Consider the following 21,827-nt stretch of genomic DNA (forward strand, 5'->3'; position numbering starts at 1 on the left):
CGGCAGCACCTCCGAGACGGTCACCAGATCCCGTAGCGGATACCGCGCCAGCACCGCGTCCACCTCCGGCGTCAACGCCCCCGCAAGCCGCGCCGAGATCGACAGCGAATCCTCGCGCAGCGCCTCCGCGGCGGCCAGTACCAGTCCGCGTCCCGTTTCGTCCGGCACCCCGGCCGCCGCCCGGAAATAGAGGTCGGCGCCCTCTTCCAGCACCAGGCCGACGTCGATGCCGGCCGGAATCTTGATGCCGGCGCGGTGGCGCCAGGTGGCGATCGGGTCGCTCCAGGCCTCCACGTGATACGTCCAGTGGCCCAGGGCGGCGGGGGTGACATCGGCGCCCCAGCGGTCGCTGCCGGGGGCCAGTTCACGCATCGGCGTCCAGGGGCCCGGGCTGCCCTCGGGGTCGGTGAGCACGACGTTGGCGGCGACCGCGTCATGGCCCTCGCGGAACACCGTGGCGGTCACCTGGAACGTTTCCCCGACGACCGCCTTGGCCGGACTCCGGCCGCCGTCGACGAGTGGCTGGACGTCCCGTACCGGGATGCGGCCGATGGTGGTGCTGGCACTCATGGGTCTCACCTCCGCCGTGCTCGAGGCCGGGCCCGTGGCCCGGCCGGGGATCGAAGCTGCGCCGGAAGGGACTACCTCCCCGCGGGGGTACGCACGAGCCTCACCGGCGGACCCCGCCTGGCCGAGGCGGTCGTGCACACCTGCTCGTCCTGCTCGCTGAGGTAGGAGACGGGGTTCGTGCGCAGATAGCGCTCGGCGGCGTCCGCGGCCTCCCGCGCACAGCGCTTCCCCATGAGCACGCACAGGGTGTAGCCCGAGTCCTCGAAGGATGCCCGCGCCCCGAGATCGGCGGGGGAAGCCAGCATCACGCGTTCCCAGGCCCGGTAACGCCGCAGTTGCCGGGCGACTTCGGCCTTGGCCGGTAGCAGCATGGCGCCGTTCACCTTCCATGGAGAGTTTCACTCATGGTGCACGGGTGACGACGCAGCGTCTTGTTGGTTCTTCAACCATCTCGGCGGTCGCTCGTGTTGCACGAATGGCGTAGCACTCCCACAGTTGAGGTGACTCAGAAGCGATCACTGCTCACGCTCCGCTTTCGGGGCTCGTCCCGCCGGGGCGAGGAGGGGCGGGAGCTTCGCCGGTGAGGAGCCAACGACGATGAAGACCGCAGTCCCCCGCTACTACCACCTCGATGTGGAAGTCACCCCGGAACGGGTCGGCCAGGTCAGCCGGATTCTGGCCGCTCACCTCCGGTACTGGGACCTCGACAACCTGGTCGAGCCTGTCTGCCGCGGTGCCGAACTGCTGCTGAAGGCCATCGACGAGCACGCGACCGACAAGTTCACCTCGATCGAGATGTGGTGGAACGGCCAGCACCTCATCACGGCCGTCGGCGACAACGACCGCGATCTGCGCCCGGACCAGGATCTGCGCGGATGTCTGGAGCACATCGCCGCGATGAGCGACGGCTGGGGGTGCTGCGCCACGGACACCGGCAGCAAGGTCATCTGGTTCTCGCAGCGCGCCAGGGCCGGCGGACGTGTGCCGCTGGTGCCGACGGCGCCGGTGCCGAGCGTGCGCGAGGTGCTTCAGGTGCCCCGCGAGGAGCCGGTCGTGGGCGGCGTCCTGGAGGATGCCCGGTGACCGCAGAGCGCCGTCGCAAGGCAGGGGTGCCCGTCTGGAGCGGGCACCCCTACCCGTTGGGTGCCGACTTCGACGGGCAGGGCACCAACTTCGCGCTGTTCAGCGAGGTCGCTGAGTGCGTCGAGCTCGTCCTCGTCGAGGACGACGGCAGCCATCGCAGCGTTCCCCTTGCCGAGGTCGACGGCTTTGTATGGCACTGCTACCTGCCCGGGATCGGGCCGGGGCAGCGTTACGGCTACCGCGTGCACGGGCCCTGGCACCCGGAGCTCGGCCACCGCTGCAACCCGGCGAAGCTGCTGCTCGATCCGTACAGCCGGGCGGTGGACGGGCAGGTGGACGATCATCCCGCGCTGTACGACCCGGCCGCCGACAGCGCCGGACACACCATGCTCGGTGTGGTCACCGACCCGTTCTTCGACTGGGGCGAGGACCGTCCGCCCCGACGGCCCTACGCCGACACCGTCATCTACGAGACCCACGTCCGCGGTCTGACCCGTACCCATCCCGACGTCCCTGCCGAACTCCGCGGCACCTACGCCGGTGTGGCCCACCCCGCGGTCGTCGACCATCTGACGTCCCTCGGTGTGACGGCGGTCGAGCTGATGCCGGTGCACCAGTTCGTGCAGGACGGTGTACTGCAGGGCCGTGGCCTGTCCAACTACTGGGGCTACAACACGATCGGCTTCTTCGCCCCGCACAACGCCTACGCCGCCCGGGGCACCCGAGGCCAGCAGGTCAACGAGTTCAAGTCCATGGTGCGGACACTGCACGCGGCCGGCCTCGAAGTGATCCTGGACGTCGTCTACAACCACACCGCCGAGGGCAACGAGAAGGGGCCGACGCTCTCCTTCCGGGGCATCGACAACGCCTCCTACTACCGACTGGTGGACGGTGACTGGGGGCACTACTACGACACCACCGGCACCGGGAACAGCCTGCTGATGCGGCACCCCTACGTGCTCCAGCTGATCATGGACTCGCTGCGCTACTGGGTCACCGAGATGCACGTCGACGGCTTCCGCTTCGACCTCGCGGCCACACTGGCCCGGCAGTTCCACGAGGTGGACCGGCTCTCGGCGTTCTTCGACCTGATCCAGCAGGACCCGGTGATCAGCCGCGTCAAGCTGATCGCGGAACCGTGGGACGTGGGCGAGGGCGGCTATCAGGTGGGCAACTTCCCGCCCCTGTGGTCGGAGTGGAACGGCAAGTACCGGGACACCGTGCGGGACTTCTGGCGCGGCGGCGAACACACGCTCGGCGACTTCGCCTCCCGGCTGACCGGCTCCTCCGACCTCTACCAGCACAGCCGGCGCCGACCGCGGGCCAGCGTGAACTTCGTGACCGCGCACGACGGCTTCACCCTGCGCGACCTCGTCTCGTACAACGACAAGCACAACGAGGCCAACGGCGAGGGCAACCGGGACGGCGAGAGGGACAACCGGTCCTGGAACTGCGGGGCGGAGGGCGAGACCGACGACGCGTCCGTGCTGGAGCTGCGCGCCCGCCAGCAGCGCAACTTCCTGGCCACGCTCCTGCTCTCGCAGGGCATCCCCATGCTCTGCCACGGTGACGAACTCGGCCGCACCCAGCGCGGCAACAACAACGCCTACTGCCAGGACAACGACGTCTCCTGGATCGACTGGCGGCTGACCGGCGAGCAGCGCGACCTCGCCGACTTCACGCGGTACGTCATCGGACTGCGCGCCGCCCACCCCGTACTGCGCCGCCGGCGCTACTTCCGCGGGGAGACCGTGACGCACGCGGGGCAGCCGCTGCCCGACCTCGTGTGGTTCGCGCCGGACGCACGCGAGATGACCGACGGGGACTGGCTGCGCTCCGACGCGCACTCCGTCGGGGTCTTCCTGAACGGTGACGCCATCGCCGAACCTGACCCCTGCGGCCGGCCCGTGCTGGACGACTCCTTCCTGCTCCTGCTCAACGGCTACTGGGAGCCGGTCGCCTTCCGGCTGCCGGAACCGGCGTACGGCGAGTGCTGGACGACCCTGATCGACACCGCGGAGCCGAAGGGCGTCCCCGACGAGACGGAACACAAGGCGGACTCGACTCTGACGGTCGATCCCCGCAGCCTGGTCCTGCTGTCGCGGCCCCCGGCGAATCCGCCGCGGACCGCAGAAGCTCCGTAGCGACGGGCGAGCGCGCGCCGGTCAGGCTCAGTGCACCCGGCGCGCCGTCACCGTGAACCGCGCGCCGTCAGGATCGCGCAGCACGGCCTCGTCGCCGCCCTTCGACAGGACACTGCCCCCGTGCTGCTCCGCGGCACGGGCGCAGGCACCGACGTCCGAGACGGCGAAGTGCACCTGCCAGTGCGGCCGAATGGTGGGGTCGGGCGCCGCACCCAGCGCGCCCGACTCGATACGGGCCACGATGTCGCCCTCGCTGCGCAGCACGACCTCGCCGCCCTCGTAGCGGACCTCGCAGCAGCCGGGACGGTCCGACGCCCAGTCGAGGATCTCGCCGTAGAAGATGGCGGCGTCGAAGGCATCGCGCGTGTGCAGTCTGATGAAGGTCGGGGCCGCGCGGCGCCATTTCCCCCAGTTGGCGACGAGCTCCCCCTCCCAGATCCCGAAGGTCGCCCCGTCCCGATCGGCCAGCAGCGCCGCCCGCCCGGGCGGGAAGGAGAGCGGTCCGACGGCGGCCGTGCCGCCCCGCTCCTGCACCCGAGCCACGGCCTCGTCCGCGCTGCGCACGGCGAAGTACGGCGTCCACGCCACCGCCATCTGCCACATCGTGGCGACCGCGGCGATGCCGGCCACCGGAGTCTCGTCCACCACGGCCATCCGGAACCGGTCGCCGAGCTTGGCCGGACGCCATTCCCAGCCGAGGACGGCCGTGTAGAACGCCTCGGCGGCCTCCTGGTCCCGGGTGGTCAGGCTCACCCAGCAGGGGGCGCCGAACACGGCGTGCGTGGAGACGACGTCCGTCGTGCCACCGGGTCGTCTGGTGTCGTGATTCATTGCAGTCGCGTCCTGGTCTCGCCGGCCGGCAGCCACCGGTCTCCTAACAGTGTCCAACCGGAACCGCTCCGGGCGCTTGTCGAGTACCCGGCGGACGTGGCCGAAACGAGCGGTGTGTGCCCGGTGGCACTGGGCCGGTCGAGTGAGCAGGATGGTGGGATGACCGCGGGACAGGATGACCCTGGTGACGAGGCGGGCCGCATTTTCGAGCTTCAGGAAGAGGTCGAGCAGCTCAAGGAGGCCGTCGCCTCGCATGCCGTCGTGGACCAGGCCATCGGCATGATGGTGGCGCTCGGGCGCGTGACCCCGGACGAGGGCTGGATCGTGCTGAAGGACGTCTCCCAGCGCACCAACATCAAGCTGCGCAACGTCGCCGATCTGATCCTGATCTGGGGGCGGAACGGGGAGCTGCCCCCGGAGATCTGCGCCGAACTGGAGGCGGCCCTGGACCGCCACGGGCCGGCGCAGATCCCGGAGGCACCGCCGGAGTGACCTTCCGGCATCACCGGATCTCGGCCAGCAGCTCCTCACGGATCCGGTGGAAGCAGCCGCTGAGGAGGCGGGAGACGTGCATCTGGGAGATGCCCAGTTCCTCGGCTATGCGGCTCTGCGTCATGCCCTGGAAGAACCGCAGATAGAGGATGGTCTGCTCGCGCTCGGGCAGGGCCCGCAGACAGGGGCCCACGGCGACGCGGTCCACGACGACGTCGAAGCGGGGGTCGGGGGTGCCGAGCGCGTCGCCCAGGGCGTACCCGTCGGTGCCGGGCATCTCCGCGTCCAGCGACAGCGCCGAGAAGCACTCCAGCGCCTCCATGCCGGTGCGCACCTCGTCCTCGCCGAGCTGGGCGCACTCGGCGATCTCGGCGACGGTGGGGGCCCGCCCCGCCGTGGTCTGTGACAGCTCCTTGAGGGCGGCACGCACCCGGTTGCGCAGATCCTGGACCCGGCGCGGTACGTGCAGCGTCCACATGTGGTCGCGGAAGTGCCGTTTGATCTCGCCGGTCACGGTCGGCACGGCGTACGCCTCGAAGGCGTGGCCGCGCGCGGGGTCGTAGTGGTCGACGGCCTTCACCAGGCCCAGGGCGGCCACCTGGTACAGATCCTCCAGGGACTCGCCGCGGCCCTTGAAACGGACTGCTATCCGCTCGGCCATCGGCAGCCACAGTTCGACCAGCTCGTCCCGGAGCGCCTTGCGTTCCGGGCCCTCGGGCAGCGTGGCGAGGCGTTCGAAGGAAGCGGCGGTGTCGGGGGCGTCGTCGTGCGGATGGTGCTTCGTTCTGGTGGTGACGCGCATCGCGCGCACCTCCCTCAACGGTGCTGGGTGACAGACACCGTGGGAGTCACGCGCGCGGACCTGACGGAGGGCACCGGGGACGACTCCCACGGACGTGCCTCCTGTCCGAAGCACTGACAGGCGAATGCCCGGTGGAGAAGGTTCCAAACAATTCAGGACAATTCACTCGGAAAGCTGCACGGACCGAATCCGTTCGCATTCTCAGCGTGAGAGGCCTTGACCGTTCCTTGGGGCCATTACCTCTGCTACAGAGGTAATCTCCGTGGTGTGGAACAGGAGACCTTCCCGGAAGAGCTCGCCGACGCGCTCGTCGGTGTCCAACGGCTGATCCGGCGCCGGCTGCGCCGCGAGATGCCCGCACCGCAGCTGCGCGGCGCCGAGGTCGAACTGCTGCGGCTGGTCGTGGACCGGCCCGGGATCGGTATCTCGGACGCCGCCAGGGAGCTGTATCTGGCGGGCAATTCGGTGTCGACGCTCGTCAACCAGCTGGCCCGGCAGGGCTACCTGGTCCGCGAGACGGACCCGGCAGACCGGCGTGCCGCCCGCCTGATGCCGACTCCCGCGGCCGAGGCACGGCTCAGCGAGTGGCGCAGACGCCGCGCCGACCTCGTACGACACCAGATGGCCCGGCTCGACGAGGCCGACCTGGAAACCCTGGCGGCGGCGATCCCGGCCCTGCGCCGTCTGGCCGACAACCTGGGGGAGGAACCGTGACACAGGACGCCGTCACCTGCACCCGACTCGTGTACGCCTTCGGTGACACCAACGCCGTCGACGGGCTCGACCTCACCGTGGCCGAGGGCGAGGTCTTCGGACTGCTCGGTCCCAACGGCGCCGGGAAGACCACGGCGATCCGCTGCATCACCACCCTCCTGCCGGTACCGGCGGGCATGGTCCGTGTCTTCGGGCACGACACCGCCGGGGACCGGATGGCCGTACGGCGGCTGCTCGGCTACGTGCCGCAGCAACTCTCCGCCGACCAGGGCCTGACCGGCCGCGAGAACGTCGCCCTGTTCGCCCGCGTCTTCGACGTGTCCCGCCATGAGCGCGCCGCCCGCGTCGCCCAGGCCCTGGGCGCCGTCGACCTCACCGACGCCGCCGACCGGCTCGCCAAGACCTACTCCGGCGGCATGGTCCGCCGCCTCGAACTCGCCCAAGCCCTGGTCAGCGCGCCCCGTCTGCTGATCCTCGACGAGCCGACCATCGGACTCGACCCGATCGCCCGGACCGGTGTGTGGGAGCACATCAACGCCGTCCGCGCGGCCACCGGCATGACCGTGCTGGTCACCACCCACTACATGGACGAGGCCGACCAGTACTGCGACCGGGTCGGCCTCATGCACCGCGGCCGCATCCGCGCCCTCGGCACGTCACAGGAGCTGCGCCGGGGACTCGGTGAGCGCCGGGGCGCCCGGGCCACCGACCCGCTGCCCACGCTGGAGGACGTCTTCCGCGACATCGCCGGCAGTGGACTCGACGACCAGTCAGGAGACTTCCGCGATGTCCGAAGCACCCGCCGTACCGCAGGCCGTGTCGGCTGACCGGATAGGCCTGCTGCTGAAGCCGCCGCAGCCCCGCGCGGGCTGGCGGCTGCTCCCCGCCCGGGTCGGCGCGATGTGCGCCGTCGAGTTGCAGAAGCTGCGCCACGACCGCACCGAGCTCTACACCCGGGCCGTCCAACCCGCCCTGTGGCTGCTGATCTTCGGCCAGACCTTCACCAGGATCAAGGCGATCCCCACCGACGGCATCCCCTATATCGACTATCTGGCGCCCGGCATCATCGCCCAGTCCGCGATGTTCATCGCCATCTTCTACGGCATCCAGATCATCTGGGAACGGGACGCCGGCATTCTCAACAAGCTCCTCGTCACCCCGACCCCGCGCTCGGCACTGATCACCGGGAAGGCGTTCGCGGCCGGGGTGAAGTCCCTGGTCCAAGCCGTCGTCGTGATCCTCATCGCCGCCGTGCTCGGCGTCGCCCTGACCTGGAACCCGCTCAAACTGCTCGGCGTCGCGGCCGTCGTCGTCCTCGGATCCGCCTTCTTCTCCTGCCTGTCCATGACCATTGCCGGCATCGTCCTCAGCCGCGACCGGCTGATGGGCTTCGGCCAAGCCATCACCATGCCGCTGTTCTTCGGCTCCAACGCCCTCTACCCGCTGTCCGTCATGCCCGGCTGGCTCCAGGCCGTCAGCAAGGTGAACCCGCTCAGCTATCAAGTGGACGCCCTGCGCGGCCTTCTCCTCGGCACGCCCGACCATCTCGCGCTCGACTTCGCGGTGCTGTTCGTCGCCGCCGCACTGGGCATCGCCGCGGCCTCGTCGCTCCTCGGCCGTCTCGCGCGCTGATCATGCTCATGGACGTGATGTGCGGCACGCCCGCCGGGCGCAGTGCGCCCCCCGTCGGCGAGTTCTTCCTGCGCACGGCTTGATCACTGATCAAAGGGGGTGAACCCGCTGGCCACAGCGCATTCCGCTCATTTGACAGTGCACTGAGCACACAGATAGGAAGCAGCTCTCTGAGGGACAAGAGGTGGATTGTGTACGAGCCGAACGTGGTCGGGGACTGGCAGGAGTACGACGAGCTTGCCGGCCTGCGTGTCCGCGTCCACGGGCTGGAAGCCTCCGAGCCACCACGCGGCCGGGACGACGCCGCCGAGGGACTCACGTACTTCAGTGTCCGTGTGACCGTCGAGAACCGCGGCGGCCGGAACTCCACCATCCACCTGGAGGACGGCCAGATCGATGTCCGGGTCGGCCCCGACGGCGAGAGCGCGTTCATCGACTGGCGCAACTCGCAGTTCATCGAGGGCTTCGACGTCTACCCGCTGCGCCGGGCCACCGCCGTGCTGTACGCGGCCGGCCCCGAGGCGTCCCTGAGCCTGGTCGACGTGCAGATCCAGCTGCGGGTCGACGACGACTGGGCCGACCGCCGGCTGTGGGCGGGCGGCATCGGTCTGCAGGAAGGCGCCGTCCAGGCGGCGGCCGGCCGGGAGGGCCTGGCCCACCAGGTGAGCAACTTCCTGCGGGACCAGGCCGAAGAGGGCACCGCCTGACGGTCGGTGCCCGTTGCGGGATCAGTGCGGATGTCGCCTCAGTGCGGGATGCCGTCGATGATCTCGCGGGCTCCCTGCCGCAACAGTGCCACCGCGACCGAGGTGCCCAGCGTGGCGGGGTCGAGCCGGCCCGCCCACTCGTGGGCGTTCAGCCGGGTCTTGCCGTCCGGGGTGAACACACAGGCCCGCAGGGACAGTTCGCCCCCGTGGTCCACGCGCGCGTACCCGGCGATCGGGCTGTTGCAGTGGCCCTGGAGCACATGCAGGAACATGCGTTCCGCGGTGGCCTCCCGGTGGGTGTCCGGATCGCCGAGCCCGCTGACCGCGTCGATCAGCTCGGTGTCGCCCTCACGGCACTGCAGGGCCAGGATGCCCGCGCCGATCGGCGGCATCATCGTCTCGGGGGAGAGGACCTCGCTGATGACGTCCTCGCGGCCGATGCGCTCGAGGCCGGACACCGCGAGCAGCAGCGCGTCCGCCTCTCCGGCCGCGAGCTTCGCCAGCCGCCGGTTGGCGTTGCCGCGGAACGGCACGCACTGCAACTCCGGATGGGTGGCCGCCAGTTGGGCGACCCGGCGCACCGAGGAGGTTCCGATGCGGGTACCGGCCGGAAGCTCGTCCAGGGTGAGTCCGCCCGGATGGATCAGGGCGTCGCGGATGTCGTCCCGCTTGAGGAACGCGGCGAACGTCGTCCCCGCGGGGAGCGGCCGGTCGGCGGGCACGTCCTTCACGCAGTGCACCGCGAGGTCGGCCTCCCCGGCCAGCAGCGCGGCGTCGACCTCCTTGGTGAAGGCACCCTTGCCGTCTACCTTCGACAGGTCGCCCATCCACTTGTCGCCGGTCGTCTTCACCGGCACGACCTCGGTGCGCACCCCGGGGTGCAGCGCGGTCAACTCGGCTCGGACACGCTCCACTTGGGCGAGCGCCATGGGCGAGTCGCGGGAGACGATACGGATCAGTTCGGGCACGGACATGCGGACACGATAGACCCTCGCGGTCGAGCGGCTGAGCAGTACCGCGCTTCAGATGCGCCAGTCGAAGGGGAAGAACTCCTCACCCGCCGCGTCCTCGCCGCCCGGCGTGCGCACCAGACAGCGGTGACGCAGCAGTTCACGCCGTTCCTCCGGGGACAGCCCGAGGGCGGTCCAGTCCTCGGCGTCGACGTCTCCGCGCCCGCAGGCGTTGACCTCGTCACCGGACGCGGTTCTCAGGTCCACCCGGAAGTCCGTGCGCCACTGGGAGTTGGACCCCCAGCCCTGCGACAGGTCCACGGTGGGCCGGTGCCGACGCAGATAGGTCCAGTAGAGCGGGGAACGGTCGGCCACGCCGCGCTCGGCGTGCCGGGCGCCCGCGCGCACTCGCACCCCGGCCCGGGAGAACAGCAGGGACCCGAACCACAGTCCGGGCCACACGACATCGCTGATCCGCACGGGTTCGTCCGGGTCCTCGGCCTGCTCGACCTCGACGATCTCGTGCAGGAACGGGTCGAAGACGTCGTTCTCCTCGAACGGTGTCAGGCCCAGGCCGGTGAAGAGCCCGAGATACTCGGTCCTCGACACCGCGGGCCAGACGCCGGCGTGCTCACCGGCCGGCTGGAAGCCGGTCAGCAGCACATCGCTGACCCGGCTGAGCGCGTACAGCTCCCACAGCAGGTCGCCGCAGCGCTCGTCCGGTCCTTCCACCGCCGTCGCGACCAGCAGCTCCACGCCTGTGCTGAGCGCCTCGCGGTAGGCGATCCGGGCCCGGGCGAGCCAGGGTTCCACGACCGTGGTGTACGCGTCCGCCCCGTCGTGGTCGCGCAACGCCTGGAACAGCATCCGTGCGTTGACCCCCGCCTCCTCTTCGTTCATGCGCGCACCCTAGCGGCCGGGAGCGGTGATCCACTCGTTCAGCCGACGAGCGGAACACTCATCTCGACCGAGCGCAGTGCCGCGGCGAGCGCCCGTTCGTCGCCGACGTCCAGCGCCGTGTCGGTCATCTTGATGACGTGCTCGTCGCCGTGGGCGAGGGCACGCTCCATGACCTCCTCGGCGGTGAGCCGGGCGGGTGGCGCGTATTCGACCCCCTCCTCGGGCGCGTACATCGCGGTGACCGCCGCGGACGCGCTCCATGCCGCGTGCAGGCTCGGTGCCCACAGCTCCCGGGGCAGCGAATCCAGGGCGCGCAGCACGGCGTTGGGCGCGGTGGCCGCGTGCACGAGCATGGTGGGCTCGCCGTGGCCGTGGGTGGCGTAGCGGTGGGTCGCGGCGTGGACGAGTTCGGTCAGTCGTGCGCGGGCCGTGTCCGGGTCGGTCACCTCGTCCGCCCATGCGGGCAGTCGCCGCACGGCGGCGAGGCGTTTCCGGAACCCCATGTGGCCGGGGTCGATCGGGGGTACGGCGTCCAGGGACTCCATTGCGGTCGTCGCGCCCGGCAGCTCGGCGACGCCGGTCACCGGCTGGTGCCGGGCCGCCCAGTAGCCCAGCGCGTGGGCGAGTTCGGTGGTGCGGGGCGCGTTCTCACCGGTTTCCAGGGCGCGTACGGCGTGGCCGACCCGTATGACGGTGTGGGTGGCGCCGCCGTAGAGGCCGGACAGCAGGCGCGGCCACCACTCGGCGAGGACGTCCCGCCACGGGCGCTCGGCCAGGGTGCGGGAGAAATGGTCGGTCCAGTCCGCGATCCGGCGTGGATCGCCCAGCGCCTCGGGCCAGTTGCGGTCGGTGACGGGGGCCACGCGGTCGGGGAAGTCCTCCAGCTTGTCCCGGTAGAGGTCCACCCAGTGGTGCACCGCCCCCGCCTGTCCGTGGGCGGCGAGCGCCTCGACGACCATGGGGGCGTGGTTGGACAGCCAGCCGTCGCGTTCGGGGCCGGAGGTGTGGAGGCGTTCCAGGGCTTCTTCGAGCTGTCCGCTCGTGTCGCTGTCGTCCATGAGCGGGACGTTATGCCTCATGCGCGGGTGCCGGGATCGGGCGCGGGACGGAAGCCGCGGGGTGCACGGGTCCTAGGTCCCGCGCCCGATGCGCGCCGGATCAGGCGTTGGGGTCGAAGGAGATCCCCGACGGCTTGGCCTTCGACAGGTCGGAGGCGAAGTTCGCGTCCTTCAGGGCGAAGTTGGCGCTGCCGAAGTCGTACGCGACCAGCTTGTCGCGGACGCCCGACGGGTAGCCGTTCCAGCCGACGAGCGGCGGGTACTGCCAGGTGCCCTTGGCGTTCTCCGGCGGCTCGTCATTGGAGTTGGCCAGCCGGAAGGCGTGGGTACTGACGCCGTCCTTGTGGTAGACGATCTTCGCGTGGGTGCCGTCGAATCGGACACCGGAGGTCGCGGTCGTCGTGTACGCGCCGTGGGCGGACGTCGAGACGTACTGGATGGTGCCGTTCTGCACCCAGATCACGACGTGTTCCCAGTCGTGCCGGTGTCCGCCGATGCTGCTGTTCGCCAGGGCCTGGTCCTTCTCGAAGTACAGGCCGTACATATAGGCGCACCAGCCGTTGTTGCACTTGTAGCGCGAGTACGAGTTGGTGTTGTTCAGGTCCGAGAGGTCGTGGCACTCGCCGCTGAGCGAACCCGTCGGGTTCAGACCGCCGTTGACCGTACCGTCGGGACCGATGGCGGGCGTGGGGTAGCAGCCGTCGGTGTCGTAGTCCCAGGCCGGCTGGTAGGTGTACTCGGCCGACTCGGCGTTGGTCGGCAGGGCCGCGGGCGGGGCCGCGAAGGCGGCGCTGGGGAAGGCGACGACCAGGGCGGCGGCGCCGGCCAGGCCGGTGAACAACCTCGCGCGATGCTTCTTGAACGACGGAGACGACACTGCGTCCTCCTCATGTTCCGGGCGCAGCCCAACGGCTGTGGGGGAATGGGAGGTTCAGCTTCCCGATTTTTCATGTCCGCGCCAAGATGTCGTAAGCGACTCTCTGGTAACAACCGTCCGAACAGTGGGATCTTGTTCGGGATGTCAGACAAGGTCGTCCGGAAGGTCGGCCGCCGACTCCTCCGGTGCGAGGTCGGGGCGCAGTCGCAGCCAGGACGGCTGGCGCAGCAGTCCCGCCCGGGTGCGGGTGCTGTAGCGGACCTCGCCGACGAGTCGGGGCAGGACCCAGTGCGCGCCCGCGACCGGCGGCGGGGTGTCGAAGGGGCACACGTCCGTCGCCGCGGCCCCGAGGAGGGCGGCGAGTTGGGTCCGTTCGGTCTCGCTCCAGCCGGTGCCCACGTTGCCGACGTACCGAAGGCGTCCGGCGGTGCGCTGTCCGACCAGCACGGCGCCCGGCAGGCCCGTCAGCCGTCCCTTTCCGGGCAGCCAGCCGCCGACGACGACGTCCTCGCTGCGCATGTTGCGGATCTTGATCCAGGCGCGGGAGCGCACCCCGGGCTCGTACACCGAGTCGAGCCGCTTGCAGACCAGGCCTTCGAGGCCGTGGTCGCGGGTGGCCTCCAGCGCCTGTCGACCGTGTCCGACGATGGCGCCCGGGGTCGACCAGAAGGGTCCGTCCAGGCCCAGTTCCTCCAGCTTTCCGCGCCGTCGGACATAGGGAAGTGCGGTCAGGGAGTGCCCCGCCAGATGCATCACGTCGAACAGCACCAGATGGACGGGTGCTTCGGCGGCCTTCCGCGCGGCCTTGCCCGGGGCGTGGGCCAGCCCCATGCGGGACTGGAGCAACTGGAAGTCGGCGCGACCCTGTTCGTCGAGCGCCAGGACCTCGCCGTCCAGTACGGCGGGCAGCGTGCCGAGCGTGCCGCCGAGTGCCCCCAGTTCGGGATAGGCGGCGGTGATGTCCTCCCCGGAACGGGCGCGCAGCAGCACGCTTCCGTCCCCGGCGAGGTACACCACGGCGCGCTGGCCGTCCTGCTTGGTCTCGTAGGCCCAGTGCGCGTCCTGAGCGGCCGACGGCAGGGTGCCGGAGGTGGCGAGCATGGGTGGGATCAGGGGGAGGCTCACGGGTCAGTTGTCGACGGGCCCCGGCGTCGGCACGCGCGCGTGGGAGCGGTTTCGCCTGAACGGCGGTGTCCCGGAGGAGGGCAGGGGCACCTCAAGGGGCTCGCGGCCCCGTCGGCCCGGTCGGATCCCTCAGATGATCCCGCCGTTGGCCCGCAGCACCTGCCCGTTGACCCAGTGCCCGCCCGGACCGACCAGGAAGGAGACCACGGAGGCGATGTCCCGCGGTGTTCCGAGACGCTCCAGCGGCGGCTGGGCGGCCAGCCGGGCGACGGTCTCCTCGTCCTTGCCGTCGAGGAAGAGGTCGGTGGCGGTCGGGCCGGGCGCGACCACGTTGACGGTGACGTCACGGCCCCGCAGCTCCCGGGCGAGGACCAGCGTCAGCGCCTCGACCGCCCCCTTGCTCGCGGAGTACGCGCCATAGGTCGGAAAGGCGAGGCCGACGACCGAGCTGGAGAAGTTCACCAGCGCCCCGCCCGGACGCAGCCGGCGGGCGGCCTGCTGGCCGACGGCGAACGTGCCGCGGATGTTGGTGCGGTACAGGGCGTCGAGCTCGTCGAGATCAAGCTCCGCGACGGGAGCGAGGAGCATCCGCCCCGCCGCGTTCACCACGGCGTCCACCCCGCCGTACGTCGCCTCCGCCAGGTCGAACAGGGCGGCCACCTCGGCCTCGTCGCCGACGTCCGCGCGGGCGGCGACGGCGGAGCCCCCGGTGGCCGCGATGTCGCGCACGACCTCGTCGGCCGCGTCCTTGTTGCCCGCGTATCCGACGAGGACGGCGAACCCGTCGGCGGCCAGCTGCTGGGCGACCTGGCGTCCGATGCCGCGCGATCCTCCGGTGACGATCGCGACGCGCTGCTGTGTGGTCATGTCCGCTCCTTGTGTTAGCGACGCTACGTGCATCACGTAACGACGATAACACGGGTCCGTAGCGCTGGTATTCCCCGGCTCGTATCGGCGCTACGAATGTCGTACCGTGCAGGCATGGACGCGAGGGAAAAGATCCTGGAAGCCGCCGCGGAACTGCTCGCCACGGCCCCGGCCGCAGAGGTCTCCACACGTGCCGTGTGCGAGGCGGCCGGCGTGGGCGCGCCGATGCTCTACCGGCTGTTCGGCGACAAGGCCGGGCTGCTCGCCGCCGTGGTGGACCGGGGATTCGAGCAGTACCTCGCCTCCAAGCGCGCGGCCCGGCCCGGCGAGGACCCCGTCGCGGACCTGAAGAGCGGCTGGGACAACCACATGCGGTTCGCGCTGGAGCACCCCCACCACTACCGCCTGATGTACTCGCCCGAGCTGACGGTCCCGCCCGCCGCCGCGAGCGAGGCGCACGCCCTGCTGCACGCGATCCTCGAACGCTGCGCGGCGGCCGGCCGGCTCACCGTCCCGCCCGTCCTCGCCACGCAGATCATCATGTCCGCCAACGTAGGCGCGGCCCTGTCGATGCTCACCAGACCGGAGCAGTACCCGGATCCGGGATTCTCGGCCCGCCTGCGGGACGCGGTGATCGACTCCCTGACGCGCCCGGCCGGAGCCGCACAGGGGGACGGTGTGCCCGTCGCGGCCGCCACCCTCGCGGCCCGGCTGCGCGCGGAGCCGCACGAGTCCTTCACCCCGGCCGAGTCCGGCCTGTTGCAGCAGTGGCTGGAGACGCTCGCCGGGAACTGACCTCTCAGGGCGCCTGGACGAGCCCCGACTGGTAGGCGATGACGACGAGTTGCGCGCGGTCCCGGGCGCCCAGCTTCGTCATGGCGCGGTGCACATGGGTGCGTACCGTCAGCGGGCTGACGAAGAGCTTCTGAGCGATCTCCTCGTTGGAGTGGCCCTCGGCCACCCACGCCATCACCTCACGCTCACGCGCGGTCAGCGCCACGAGGTCCCCCGGCACCGCGAGGCGGGCGCCGCGCGCGGGCGCGGCCAGGAAGCGGGCGATCACGGTGCGGGTGGCGACGGGGGACAGGAGGGACTCGCCCGAGGCCACGGTCCGTACCCCGGCCAGCAGCACGTCGGCGGTGACGTCCTTGCCGAGGAAGCCGCTCGCCCCGGACCGCAGCGCCTGGGCGACGTACTCGTCGATCTCGAACGTCGTCAGGATCAGCACCCGGGTGTCGGCCAGGTCCGGGTCGGCGCAGATGGCGGCGGTGGCGGCCAGTCCGTCGGTGCCCGGCATCCGGATGTCCATCAGGACGAGGTCCGGGCGGTGCGCGCGGGCGAGGGAGACGGCCTCGGAACCGTCGGCCGCCTCGGCGACCACCTCCATGTCCTCGCAGGAGTCGATGAGGATCCGGAAGGTGGCCCGCAGCAGGGCCTGGTCGTCGGCGAGCAGTACGCGGATGGTCATGGGTTCCGTTCTTCCCGGTCCGGAGCGATGGGGTACAGCGGCAGGCGGGTCGTCACCTCGAAGCCGCCCTCGTCGCGGTGCCCGGCCTTGAGCGCGCCGCCCATGGACCGGGCCCGCTCCCGCATGCCGATCAGACCGAAGCCCTGCCCCGGTTCCGCGGCGGCGGTCGAGGTTCCGTCGTCGGTGACGGTGATCGTCAGATGATCGGTCGCGTACCCGAGGCGCACATACGCCATCCTGGCCGCAGCGTGCTTGGTCACGTTGGTCAGCGCCTCCTGCACGATGCGGTACGCCGTCAGGTCCACGCCCGGCGACAGCGGCCGGGGGGTGCCCTCGGTGTCGACCCGGACGGGAAGCCCCGCCGCCTCGAACGAGGCCGTCAGCTCGTCGAGCTGGGCGATGCCCGGGCTGGGGGCGAGCGGCGCGTCGGGGGCGTCACATTGGCGCAGCAGGCCCACGGTCGCCTTCGTCTCACGCAGCGCCGCCGACGTCGTACCGGCGAGCTCGGTGAGGATCCGGTGCACCTGATCGGGGTGGGTGCGCGACAGGTGGGCCGCCGTGCCCGCCTGGGCGTTGGCCAGGGCCAGATGGTGGGCGACGACGTCGTGCAGCTCCCGGGCGATGCGCATGCGCTCCTCGGCCACGCGGTGCCGGGCCTCCTCCTCCCGGCTGTGTTCGGCGTACTCGGCGCGGGCCTGCACGGCCTCCACGTAGGCGCTGCGCAGCCGGACCGCGTTGCCGGTGGCGACCGGGAGCAGCAGCCAGGCGGCGGGGCCGAGCGTGGTCATGGGCCATGGATGACCGACGGGATCCGCCAGGCAGGCCGTCGTGATCAGCAGTGCCAGGGCGACGAGGAAGGCGAACTGTGCGGCTCGGCGGCCGGTGTGCACGGCCAGCCGGTACAGCCCCAGCATGAGCGGGGCCATCAGGAGCGGTGTGAGCAGCATGCCCAGCGCGGATGCGGCGGCGGTGCACATCGCCGTCACCATGACGACGGTCCGGGGACGGGTGCGCTGCCAGAAGAGGGAACCGCAGGCGACGGTGGCCAGGGCGATCGTGGGGCCCACCGGGTCGGGCTGCTTCACCTGCGGGAAGTTGATCTCGCTGCCGAACAGGAAGCACGCGAACAGCAGCGCGGCCGTCATCGTGTCGACGGTGCGGGCGTGGTCGTCCGCGTATCGCTGCCAGGGGATGCTCATCGCCGCTTTCCGGTCGGTGCCTGAGGACATGGTCGGTGAAACCCGCCGGGAACGATGGGCGAGGGTCGCCCGTCGTGGGTGCCGCTCCAGGCTGCCGGGCGAGGTGCCCTCACGTCGTCGTGCGCCCGGCGGTCATCGCGGCTACTGAGTACGCAGTACGCGGACCTGCCCACTCATCCCCGGGCACGAGCACGGCCGGCCGGAGTTCGACGATCTTAAGTCAACTGCTTGACTTGGTTGGATCTCCCGGGATTGCCTGACCGTGCGGCAATGGCGCCGGACCGGAGGAGGGCTCATGTCCCGGAGTTTCGAGAAGCAGGCGCTGACCTATCCGATGTACGGCGGTACGGCGCTGGAGCCGCCCGCCGAGTGGGAACTGCTGCGCAAGGAGTGCCCCGTGGCCCGGGTGACCCTGCCCAGCGGGGACGAAGCGGTCCTGCTGACCCGCTACGACGACGTCCGGCAGGTGCTCTCCGACCCGCGGTTCGCCGCGGTGCTGGACTCCGAGGACGCCGCCCGCATCGCCGACGACGGGACGGGCGGCGTGTTCAACACCGACATGGCCAGGTTCATCCCGCAGCAGGGGGAGTCCCACCAGCGTTGGCGGCGGATGGTGGGCCAGTGGTTCACGGTCACCCGCATGGCGGCGCTGCGGCCGGGGATCGAGGCGATGGCCGAACGTCTCGTCGACGAGATGGTGGCGCACGGCGGGCCCGCGGATCTACGGACTCACCTGGCCTTCCCGCTGCCGGTATGGGTGATCTGCGGCCTGCTCGGCGTCCCCGAAGCGGACCGCGACCGCTTCTCCCACTGGTCCGACGCCCTGCTCAACCTGACCCGGTACACCCAGGAGCAGGTCGACACCGCGCAGGACGACTACGTCGACTACATGGCCGCACACGTCGTCGCCAAGCGGGAGGCGCCGGGCGACGACCTGCTCGGCGCACTCATCGAGGCCGTGGAGCCCGACGGCCACCGGATGTCCGAGCGGGAACTCGTCTACACCGGCCAGTCCCTGCTGATCGCCGGGCACGAGACCACCGCGAACATGATCGGGAAGACGGTCGCCCTGCTGCTCGCCGACCGTCGACGCTGGGAGCGGCTGCTCGCCGATCCCTCCCTGGTGCGGCCGGCCGTCGAGGAGGCGCTCAGGATCGACGCCGACCCCGGCATCGGCATACCGCGCTACCTGACCGAGCGGACCGAGGTCGGCGACACCGTCCTGCCGGCCGGCACGACCGTGCTGTGCAGCATGGGGGCGGCCAACCGGGACGAGACCACCTTCGACGCCGCCGACGAGATGAGGCTCGACCGGCAGCCCAACACGCATCTCGCCTTCGGGGTGGGACCGCACGCCTGTCTGGGCCGGGCGCTGGCCCGTGTCGAGCTGCAGACCGTCCTCGACGTGCTGTTGCGTAGGCTTCCGTCCTTGGAACTCGCCGTTGCGGCGGAGGACCTGCGACGGCTCGAGGGGCTGGCCGTCGGAGGGCTGAGGGAAGTCCCGGTGCGATGGTGACGATGGCGGCAGGCAGGGCGGTACGGGCGGAACAGGTCAGCGCGACCCGGGAGCTGATCCTGACCGCGGCCGAACGGCTGTTCGCCGAGCGCGGGGTCTACGCCGTCTCCAACCGCCAGGTCAGCGAGGCCGCGGGACAGGGCAACAACGCCGCGGTCGGCTACCACTTCGGCACCAAGGCCGACCTCGTCCGCGCCATCGTCCGCAAGCATGCCGAGCGCATCGAGGAGATCCGCGCCCGGCTGCTGGCGGGGATCGGCGACTCCACGGACCTGCGGGACTGGGTGGACTGTCTGGTCCGCCCGGTCCCGGAGCACCTCGCGGCCCTGGGCGGCCCCACCTGGTTCGCGCGGTTCTGCGCGCAGGTGATGACCGACCCGGCACTGCACCGGATCATGGTGGAGGAGTCCCTTGCCTCCCCGTCCCTGCGGCAGATCGTCGACGGGATGCACCGGTGTCTGCCCGAACTGCCCCCCGAGGTCCGCGCCGAACGCGGCGACATGGCACGCCATCTGCTCATCCATCTGCCCGCCGAACGGGAGCGCGCCCTCGCCGAGCACCGGCCCACCGCTCGCTCCAGCTGGCACGACTACGCCACCGGGCTCGCCGACGCGGTCGTCGGCATCTGGCGGGCACCGGTGACACAGGGGAAGGAGCAGCCCGCGCGTGATCGGTGAGAGGCCGGCGCTCGCGCGTGGCTCCGGGCAGCACGTGCTGGTCGTCGGTGGGCCGGAGATGGCCGAACTGCTCTCCGTCACCCTGGAGTTGGCGGGCTATCGCACCACCGTGGCAGGCACCGGGACCGAGGCGCTGACGCGGGCCGCGGAGCACCGCTACGACCTCGTCGTCCTCGACACGACCCTGCCCGACGTGCCCGACCTCGGCAGCCGGCGCCTGCCGCCCGTCACCCACCGACCGCCGGTCCTGTTCCTCACCGCGGACGACTCGTTGGACAGCCTCCTGCCCGAACTCGGCCTGGGCGAGAAGGACTACGTCTCCAAACCCTTTCGGGTGGCCGAAGTCCTGGCCAGGATGCAGGTGTTACTGCGCGGCCCGGTCCCACGCCACGAGGGCGGACCGCGCTACCGCGACCTGGTGCTCGACGACGCCCTCTGCCAGGCACGGCGCGGAACGCTGGCACTGGACCTCACGCCCGCGGAGTACCGGCTGCTGCGCCATCTCCTCGTCAACGCCCACCGGGTGCTGTCCAAGGACCAGATCAGCCGGTACGTCTGGGGCGACTTCCGAGGCGACAACGCCATCGAGCAGCTCGTGTCCCGGCTGCGGCGCAAGGTGGACCGGGACGCCCCGGCCCTGATCCACACCCGGCGGGGCTTCGGCTACTGGCTGGGACAGGCCGAGGCAGAGGCCTGAGGCGCGGTAGCAAACGCCGGGAGCGCTCGTTCCTCGCGGCGTCGGCCGAGGTGTCCTCGACCGCTCGCGCCACTCGTTGATGGGGTCAACTCGTGGAGAGTGCAAGCGAGTTGTGAACCCATCTGGCAAGAGTTCAGCATGTGATCTGGGTCACGTCAGCTTTCTGTCAGGGAACTGACCGGAGCCCGTCAGGCCCGTCTGTTTGCATGTGCTCATCGAGGCCTCGCCCCTTCCCCCCGGCGCTCCGACTCTCGACCGGAGCCCCCCACCACCGAGGAGAACCATGGCCGACGCACTGGCTGTTCCCGAGTTCCCCATGCCGCGGGCCGCCCGCTGCCCCTTCGACCCGCCGCCCGGCCTCAAAGAGCTCCAGGACCAGGGTCCGTTGGCGAAGGTGCGGCTGTGGGACGGCAGCGAACCGTGGCTCGTGACCCGCTACGCCGAGCAGCGCGCCCTGCTGGGTGACGCCCGGGTCAGCTCGGACATCGACCGCCCCGGCTTCCCGCCCAAGGCCAGCTCCGAGGGCGGCGAGGGCAAGCTCAGCTTCATCATGATGGACGACCCCGAACACGCCCGGCTGCGCCGGCTGGTGACGGCCCCCTTCGCCATCAAGAAGGTCGAGGCCCTCAGGCCCGCCGTGCAGCGGATCGTGGACGGCCTGATCGACGACCTCCTCGCGGGCCCGCAACCGGTCGACCTCGTCGAGGCGTTCGCCCTGCCCGTCCCCTCGCTGGTGATCTGCGAACTGCTCGGGGTGCCTTACGAGGACCACGGGATGTTCCAGTCCAGCACCAGGACGATGGTGAGCAGCACCGCGACACCCGAGCAGCGCAATGTCGCGACCCGGGAGATCGCCGGTTACCTGGCCACGATGATCGGCAAGCGGCTCGCCGAACCCAGGGACGACCTGCTGTCGAGCATCGCCGGACGGATCGCCACGGGCGAACTCGACCATCAGCAGGCCACGGAGATGGCGCTGCTCCTGCTGATCGCCGGACACGAGACCACCGCGAACATGATCGCGCTCGGCACCGCAGCCCTCCTCGAGCACCCCGACCAGCTCGCCCTTCTGCGCGAGAGCGACGACCCCAAACTGGTGGCCTCGGCCGTCGAGGAACTCCTGCGCTACCTGAACATCACGCACCAGGGGCGCCGCCGCGCGGTCACGGAGGACATCGAGATCGCCGGAGAGGTCATCAAGGCCGGCGAGGGCATCATCGTGGTGAACGAGATCGGCAACCGCGACCCCGAGGCATTCGAGGACCCCGACCGCCTCGACATCACCCGGGACGCCCGCCGCCACGTCGCCTTCGGCTTCGGCATCCACCAGTGCCTCGGCCAGCCCCTGGCCCGCATGGAGCTCCAGGTCGTCTACGGCACCCTCTACAAGCGCATCCCCACCCTCAAGCTCGCCTGCGACGTCCAGGACGTGAAGTTCAAGCACGACGCGTTCATCTACGGCGTCCACGAACTGCCGGTGGCCTGGTGACGGCTCCCCGTCCCGCGAACGAACAAGCA

The 21,827-nt window shown here is 70.8% G+C and carries 24 protein-coding genes; 12 read left to right on the forward strand and 12 right to left on the reverse strand.

Going from position 1 to position 21,827, the window contains the following annotated elements:
• Positions 1 to 570: maltotransferase domain-containing protein (locus ACWD3I_RS45475; RefSeq protein WP_365414149.1), on the reverse strand; the 570-nt coding region annotated here is incomplete at its 3' end.
• Positions 571 to 641: 71 nt separating this feature from the next.
• Entirely contained in the window at positions 642 to 941 is a 300-nt protein-coding gene (locus tag ACWD3I_RS45480) for a DUF5133 domain-containing protein (RefSeq protein ID WP_365414147.1), read from the reverse strand.
• Between the two features lie 226 nt (positions 942 to 1,167).
• Between ACWD3I_RS45480 and ACWD3I_RS45485 the strand changes: the two genes are divergently transcribed.
• Positions 1,168 to 1,653: a pep a2 gene (locus ACWD3I_RS45485; RefSeq protein ID WP_365414145.1), complete on the forward strand. Its 486-nt coding sequence runs from the start codon at positions 1,168 to 1,170 to the stop codon at positions 1,651 to 1,653.
• Positions 1,654 to 1,679: 26 nt separating this feature from the next.
• Entirely contained in the window at positions 1,680 to 3,797 is a 2,118-nt protein-coding gene (gene glgX / locus ACWD3I_RS45490) for a glycogen debranching protein GlgX (protein WP_451084392.1), read from the forward strand.
• Positions 3,798 to 3,824: 27 nt separating this feature from the next.
• On the opposite strand, the gene ACWD3I_RS45495 is transcribed toward glgX, so the two are convergent.
• Complete coding sequence (locus ACWD3I_RS45495) at positions 3,825 to 4,628, reverse strand: VOC family protein (protein WP_365408447.1); 804 nt, start codon at positions 4,626 to 4,628, stop codon at positions 3,825 to 3,827.
• 159 nt (positions 4,629 to 4,787) lie between these two features.
• Here ACWD3I_RS45495 and ACWD3I_RS45500 point away from each other — a divergent pair, with 159 nt between their 5' ends.
• Positions 4,788 to 5,120 (forward strand): ANTAR domain-containing protein, encoded by a 333-nt coding sequence (locus ACWD3I_RS45500; protein ID WP_365408444.1) that lies wholly within the window; start codon positions 4,788 to 4,790, stop codon positions 5,118 to 5,120.
• A 10-nt stretch (positions 5,121 to 5,130) separates the two neighbouring features.
• On the opposite strand, the gene ACWD3I_RS45505 is transcribed toward ACWD3I_RS45500, so the two are convergent.
• The gene (locus tag ACWD3I_RS45505) at positions 5,131 to 5,922 is read right to left on the reverse strand and encodes a SigB/SigF/SigG family RNA polymerase sigma factor (protein ID WP_365408441.1); all 792 of its coding nucleotides are present in this window, start codon (positions 5,920 to 5,922) and stop codon (positions 5,131 to 5,133) included.
• Positions 5,923 to 6,189: 267 nt separating this feature from the next.
• Here ACWD3I_RS45505 and ACWD3I_RS45510 point away from each other — a divergent pair, with 267 nt between their 5' ends.
• The 4 genes from ACWD3I_RS45510 to ACWD3I_RS45525 all read left to right on the forward strand — a co-directional run bounded on the left by ACWD3I_RS45510 (position 6,190) and on the right by ACWD3I_RS45525 (position 8,975).
• The gene (locus ACWD3I_RS45510; RefSeq protein WP_365408439.1) at positions 6,190 to 6,636 is read left to right on the forward strand and encodes a MarR family winged helix-turn-helix transcriptional regulator; all 447 of its coding nucleotides are present in this window, start codon (positions 6,190 to 6,192) and stop codon (positions 6,634 to 6,636) included.
• Positions 6,633 to 7,463, forward strand: a complete 831-nt coding sequence (locus ACWD3I_RS45515; RefSeq protein ID WP_365408435.1) for an ABC transporter ATP-binding protein — start codon at positions 6,633 to 6,635, stop codon at positions 7,461 to 7,463. Before ACWD3I_RS45510 ends, ACWD3I_RS45515 begins: the two co-directional genes overlap by 4 nt.
• Positions 7,423 to 8,268 carry an ABC transporter permease gene (locus ACWD3I_RS45520; RefSeq protein ID WP_365408432.1) on the forward strand — a complete coding sequence of 282 codons (846 nt, stop codon included), beginning with the start codon at positions 7,423 to 7,425 and terminating at the stop codon, positions 8,266 to 8,268. The genes ACWD3I_RS45515 and ACWD3I_RS45520 overlap by 41 nt, the downstream gene beginning before the upstream one ends.
• A 191-nt stretch (positions 8,269 to 8,459) precedes the next feature.
• Positions 8,460 to 8,975 (forward strand): hypothetical protein, encoded by a 516-nt coding sequence (locus ACWD3I_RS45525; RefSeq protein ID WP_365408429.1) that lies wholly within the window; start codon positions 8,460 to 8,462, stop codon positions 8,973 to 8,975.
• 38 nt (positions 8,976 to 9,013) lie between these two features.
• On the opposite strand, the gene hemC is transcribed toward ACWD3I_RS45525, so the two are convergent.
• The 6 genes from hemC to ACWD3I_RS45555 all read right to left on the reverse strand — a co-directional run bounded on the left by hemC (position 9,014) and on the right by ACWD3I_RS45555 (position 14,752).
• Positions 9,014 to 9,949, reverse strand: a complete 936-nt coding sequence (gene hemC, locus ACWD3I_RS45530; RefSeq protein WP_365408426.1) for a hydroxymethylbilane synthase — start codon at positions 9,947 to 9,949, stop codon at positions 9,014 to 9,016.
• Between the two features lie 48 nt (positions 9,950 to 9,997).
• Positions 9,998 to 10,825 (reverse strand): nucleotide exchange factor GrpE, encoded by an 828-nt coding sequence (locus ACWD3I_RS45535; RefSeq protein WP_365408423.1) that lies wholly within the window; start codon positions 10,823 to 10,825, stop codon positions 9,998 to 10,000.
• A 38-nt stretch (positions 10,826 to 10,863) separates the two neighbouring features.
• Entirely contained in the window at positions 10,864 to 11,883 is a 1,020-nt protein-coding gene (locus tag ACWD3I_RS45540; RefSeq protein ID WP_365408420.1) for a questin oxidase family protein, read from the reverse strand.
• A gap of 100 nt (positions 11,884 to 11,983) precedes the next feature.
• Positions 11,984 to 12,760, reverse strand: a complete 777-nt coding sequence (locus ACWD3I_RS45545; RefSeq protein WP_365408417.1) for an NPP1 family protein — start codon at positions 12,758 to 12,760, stop codon at positions 11,984 to 11,986.
• 144 nt (positions 12,761 to 12,904) lie between these two features.
• A complete protein-coding gene (gene ligD / locus ACWD3I_RS45550; RefSeq protein ID WP_365408414.1) occupies positions 12,905 to 13,885 on the reverse strand; it encodes a non-homologous end-joining DNA ligase in 981 nt (326 codons plus the stop codon).
• A 129-nt stretch (positions 13,886 to 14,014) separates the two neighbouring features.
• On the reverse strand, positions 14,015 to 14,752 hold the full coding sequence (locus ACWD3I_RS45555; RefSeq protein WP_365408411.1) for an SDR family oxidoreductase: 738 nt from the start codon (positions 14,750 to 14,752) through the stop codon (positions 14,015 to 14,017).
• A 114-nt stretch (positions 14,753 to 14,866) separates the two neighbouring features.
• Between ACWD3I_RS45555 and ACWD3I_RS45560 the strand changes: the two genes are divergently transcribed.
• On the forward strand, positions 14,867 to 15,547 hold the full coding sequence (locus ACWD3I_RS45560) for a TetR/AcrR family transcriptional regulator (protein WP_365408408.1): 681 nt from the start codon (positions 14,867 to 14,869) through the stop codon (positions 15,545 to 15,547).
• Positions 15,548 to 15,551: 4 nt separating this feature from the next.
• Here the strand turns inward: ACWD3I_RS45560 and ACWD3I_RS45565 are convergent, their stop codons facing one another.
• Positions 15,552 to 16,220, reverse strand: coding sequence for a response regulator transcription factor (locus tag ACWD3I_RS45565; RefSeq protein WP_365408405.1), 669 nt, complete (start codon positions 16,218 to 16,220; stop codon positions 15,552 to 15,554).
• Positions 16,217 to 17,449 carry a sensor histidine kinase gene (locus ACWD3I_RS45570; protein WP_451084390.1) on the reverse strand — a complete coding sequence of 411 codons (1,233 nt, stop codon included), beginning with the start codon at positions 17,447 to 17,449 and terminating at the stop codon, positions 16,217 to 16,219. Before ACWD3I_RS45570 ends, ACWD3I_RS45565 begins: the two co-directional genes overlap by 4 nt.
• 265 nt (positions 17,450 to 17,714) lie before the next feature.
• Between ACWD3I_RS45570 and ACWD3I_RS45575 the strand changes: the two genes are divergently transcribed.
• From ACWD3I_RS45575 to ACWD3I_RS45590, 4 genes are all read left to right on the forward strand, one after another.
• Positions 17,715 to 18,935, forward strand: a complete 1,221-nt coding sequence (locus ACWD3I_RS45575; protein WP_365408399.1) for a cytochrome P450 — start codon at positions 17,715 to 17,717, stop codon at positions 18,933 to 18,935.
• On the forward strand, positions 18,929 to 19,612 hold the full coding sequence (locus ACWD3I_RS45580) for a TetR/AcrR family transcriptional regulator (RefSeq protein WP_365408396.1): 684 nt from the start codon (positions 18,929 to 18,931) through the stop codon (positions 19,610 to 19,612). Before ACWD3I_RS45575 ends, ACWD3I_RS45580 begins: the two co-directional genes overlap by 7 nt.
• A gap of 58 nt (positions 19,613 to 19,670) precedes the next feature.
• The gene (locus tag ACWD3I_RS45585; protein WP_365408459.1) at positions 19,671 to 20,309 is read left to right on the forward strand and encodes a response regulator transcription factor; all 639 of its coding nucleotides are present in this window, start codon (positions 19,671 to 19,673) and stop codon (positions 20,307 to 20,309) included.
• Between the two features lie 283 nt (positions 20,310 to 20,592).
• Positions 20,593 to 21,798, forward strand: a complete 1,206-nt coding sequence (locus tag ACWD3I_RS45590) for a cytochrome P450 (RefSeq protein WP_365408393.1) — start codon at positions 20,593 to 20,595, stop codon at positions 21,796 to 21,798.
• Positions 21,799 to 21,827: the final 29 nt, after the last annotated feature.

The sequence above is a fragment of the Streptomyces sp. NPDC002817 genome, assembly GCF_053592055.1.

Bases quoted from the DNA above. Each gene is read 5' to 3' on its own strand.
- ACWD3I_RS45555 (WP_365408411.1), bottom strand. From the start codon at position 14,752: ATGACCACACAGCAGCGCGTCGCGATCGTCACCGGAGGATCGCGCGGC.
- ACWD3I_RS45535 (WP_365408423.1), bottom strand. From the start codon at position 10,825: ATGAACGAAGAGGAGGCGGGGGTCAACGCACGGATGCTGTTCCAGGCG.
- ACWD3I_RS45540 (WP_365408420.1), bottom strand. From the start codon at position 11,883: ATGGACGACAGCGACACGAGCGGACAGCTCGAAGAAGCCCTGGAACGC.
- ACWD3I_RS45480 (WP_365414147.1), bottom strand. From the start codon at position 941: ATGCTGCTACCGGCCAAGGCCGAAGTCGCCCGGCAACTGCGGCGTTAC.
- ACWD3I_RS45485 (WP_365414145.1), top strand. From the start codon at position 1,168: ATGAAGACCGCAGTCCCCCGCTACTACCACCTCGATGTGGAAGTCACC.
- ACWD3I_RS45505 (WP_365408441.1), bottom strand. From the start codon at position 5,922: ATGCGCGTCACCACCAGAACGAAGCACCATCCGCACGACGACGCCCCC.
- ACWD3I_RS45575 (WP_365408399.1), top strand. From the start codon at position 17,715: ATGTCCCGGAGTTTCGAGAAGCAGGCGCTGACCTATCCGATGTACGGC.
- ACWD3I_RS45585 (WP_365408459.1), top strand. From the start codon at position 19,671: ATGGCCGAACTGCTCTCCGTCACCCTGGAGTTGGCGGGCTATCGCACC.
- ACWD3I_RS45590 (WP_365408393.1), top strand. From the start codon at position 20,593: ATGGCCGACGCACTGGCTGTTCCCGAGTTCCCCATGCCGCGGGCCGCC.
- ACWD3I_RS45580 (WP_365408396.1), top strand. From the start codon at position 18,929: ATGGTGACGATGGCGGCAGGCAGGGCGGTACGGGCGGAACAGGTCAGC.
- ACWD3I_RS45495 (WP_365408447.1), bottom strand. From the start codon at position 4,628: ATGAATCACGACACCAGACGACCCGGTGGCACGACGGACGTCGTCTCC.
- ACWD3I_RS45500 (WP_365408444.1), top strand. From the start codon at position 4,788: ATGACCGCGGGACAGGATGACCCTGGTGACGAGGCGGGCCGCATTTTC.
- ACWD3I_RS45565 (WP_365408405.1), bottom strand. From the start codon at position 16,220: ATGACCATCCGCGTACTGCTCGCCGACGACCAGGCCCTGCTGCGGGCC.
- ACWD3I_RS45560 (WP_365408408.1), top strand. From the start codon at position 14,867: ATGGACGCGAGGGAAAAGATCCTGGAAGCCGCCGCGGAACTGCTCGCC.
- ACWD3I_RS45520 (WP_365408432.1), top strand. From the start codon at position 7,423: ATGTCCGAAGCACCCGCCGTACCGCAGGCCGTGTCGGCTGACCGGATA.
- ACWD3I_RS45570 (WP_451084390.1), bottom strand. From the start codon at position 17,449: ATGTCCTCAGGCACCGACCGGAAAGCGGCGATGAGCATCCCCTGGCAG.
- hemC (WP_365408426.1), bottom strand. From the start codon at position 9,949: ATGTCCGTGCCCGAACTGATCCGTATCGTCTCCCGCGACTCGCCCATG.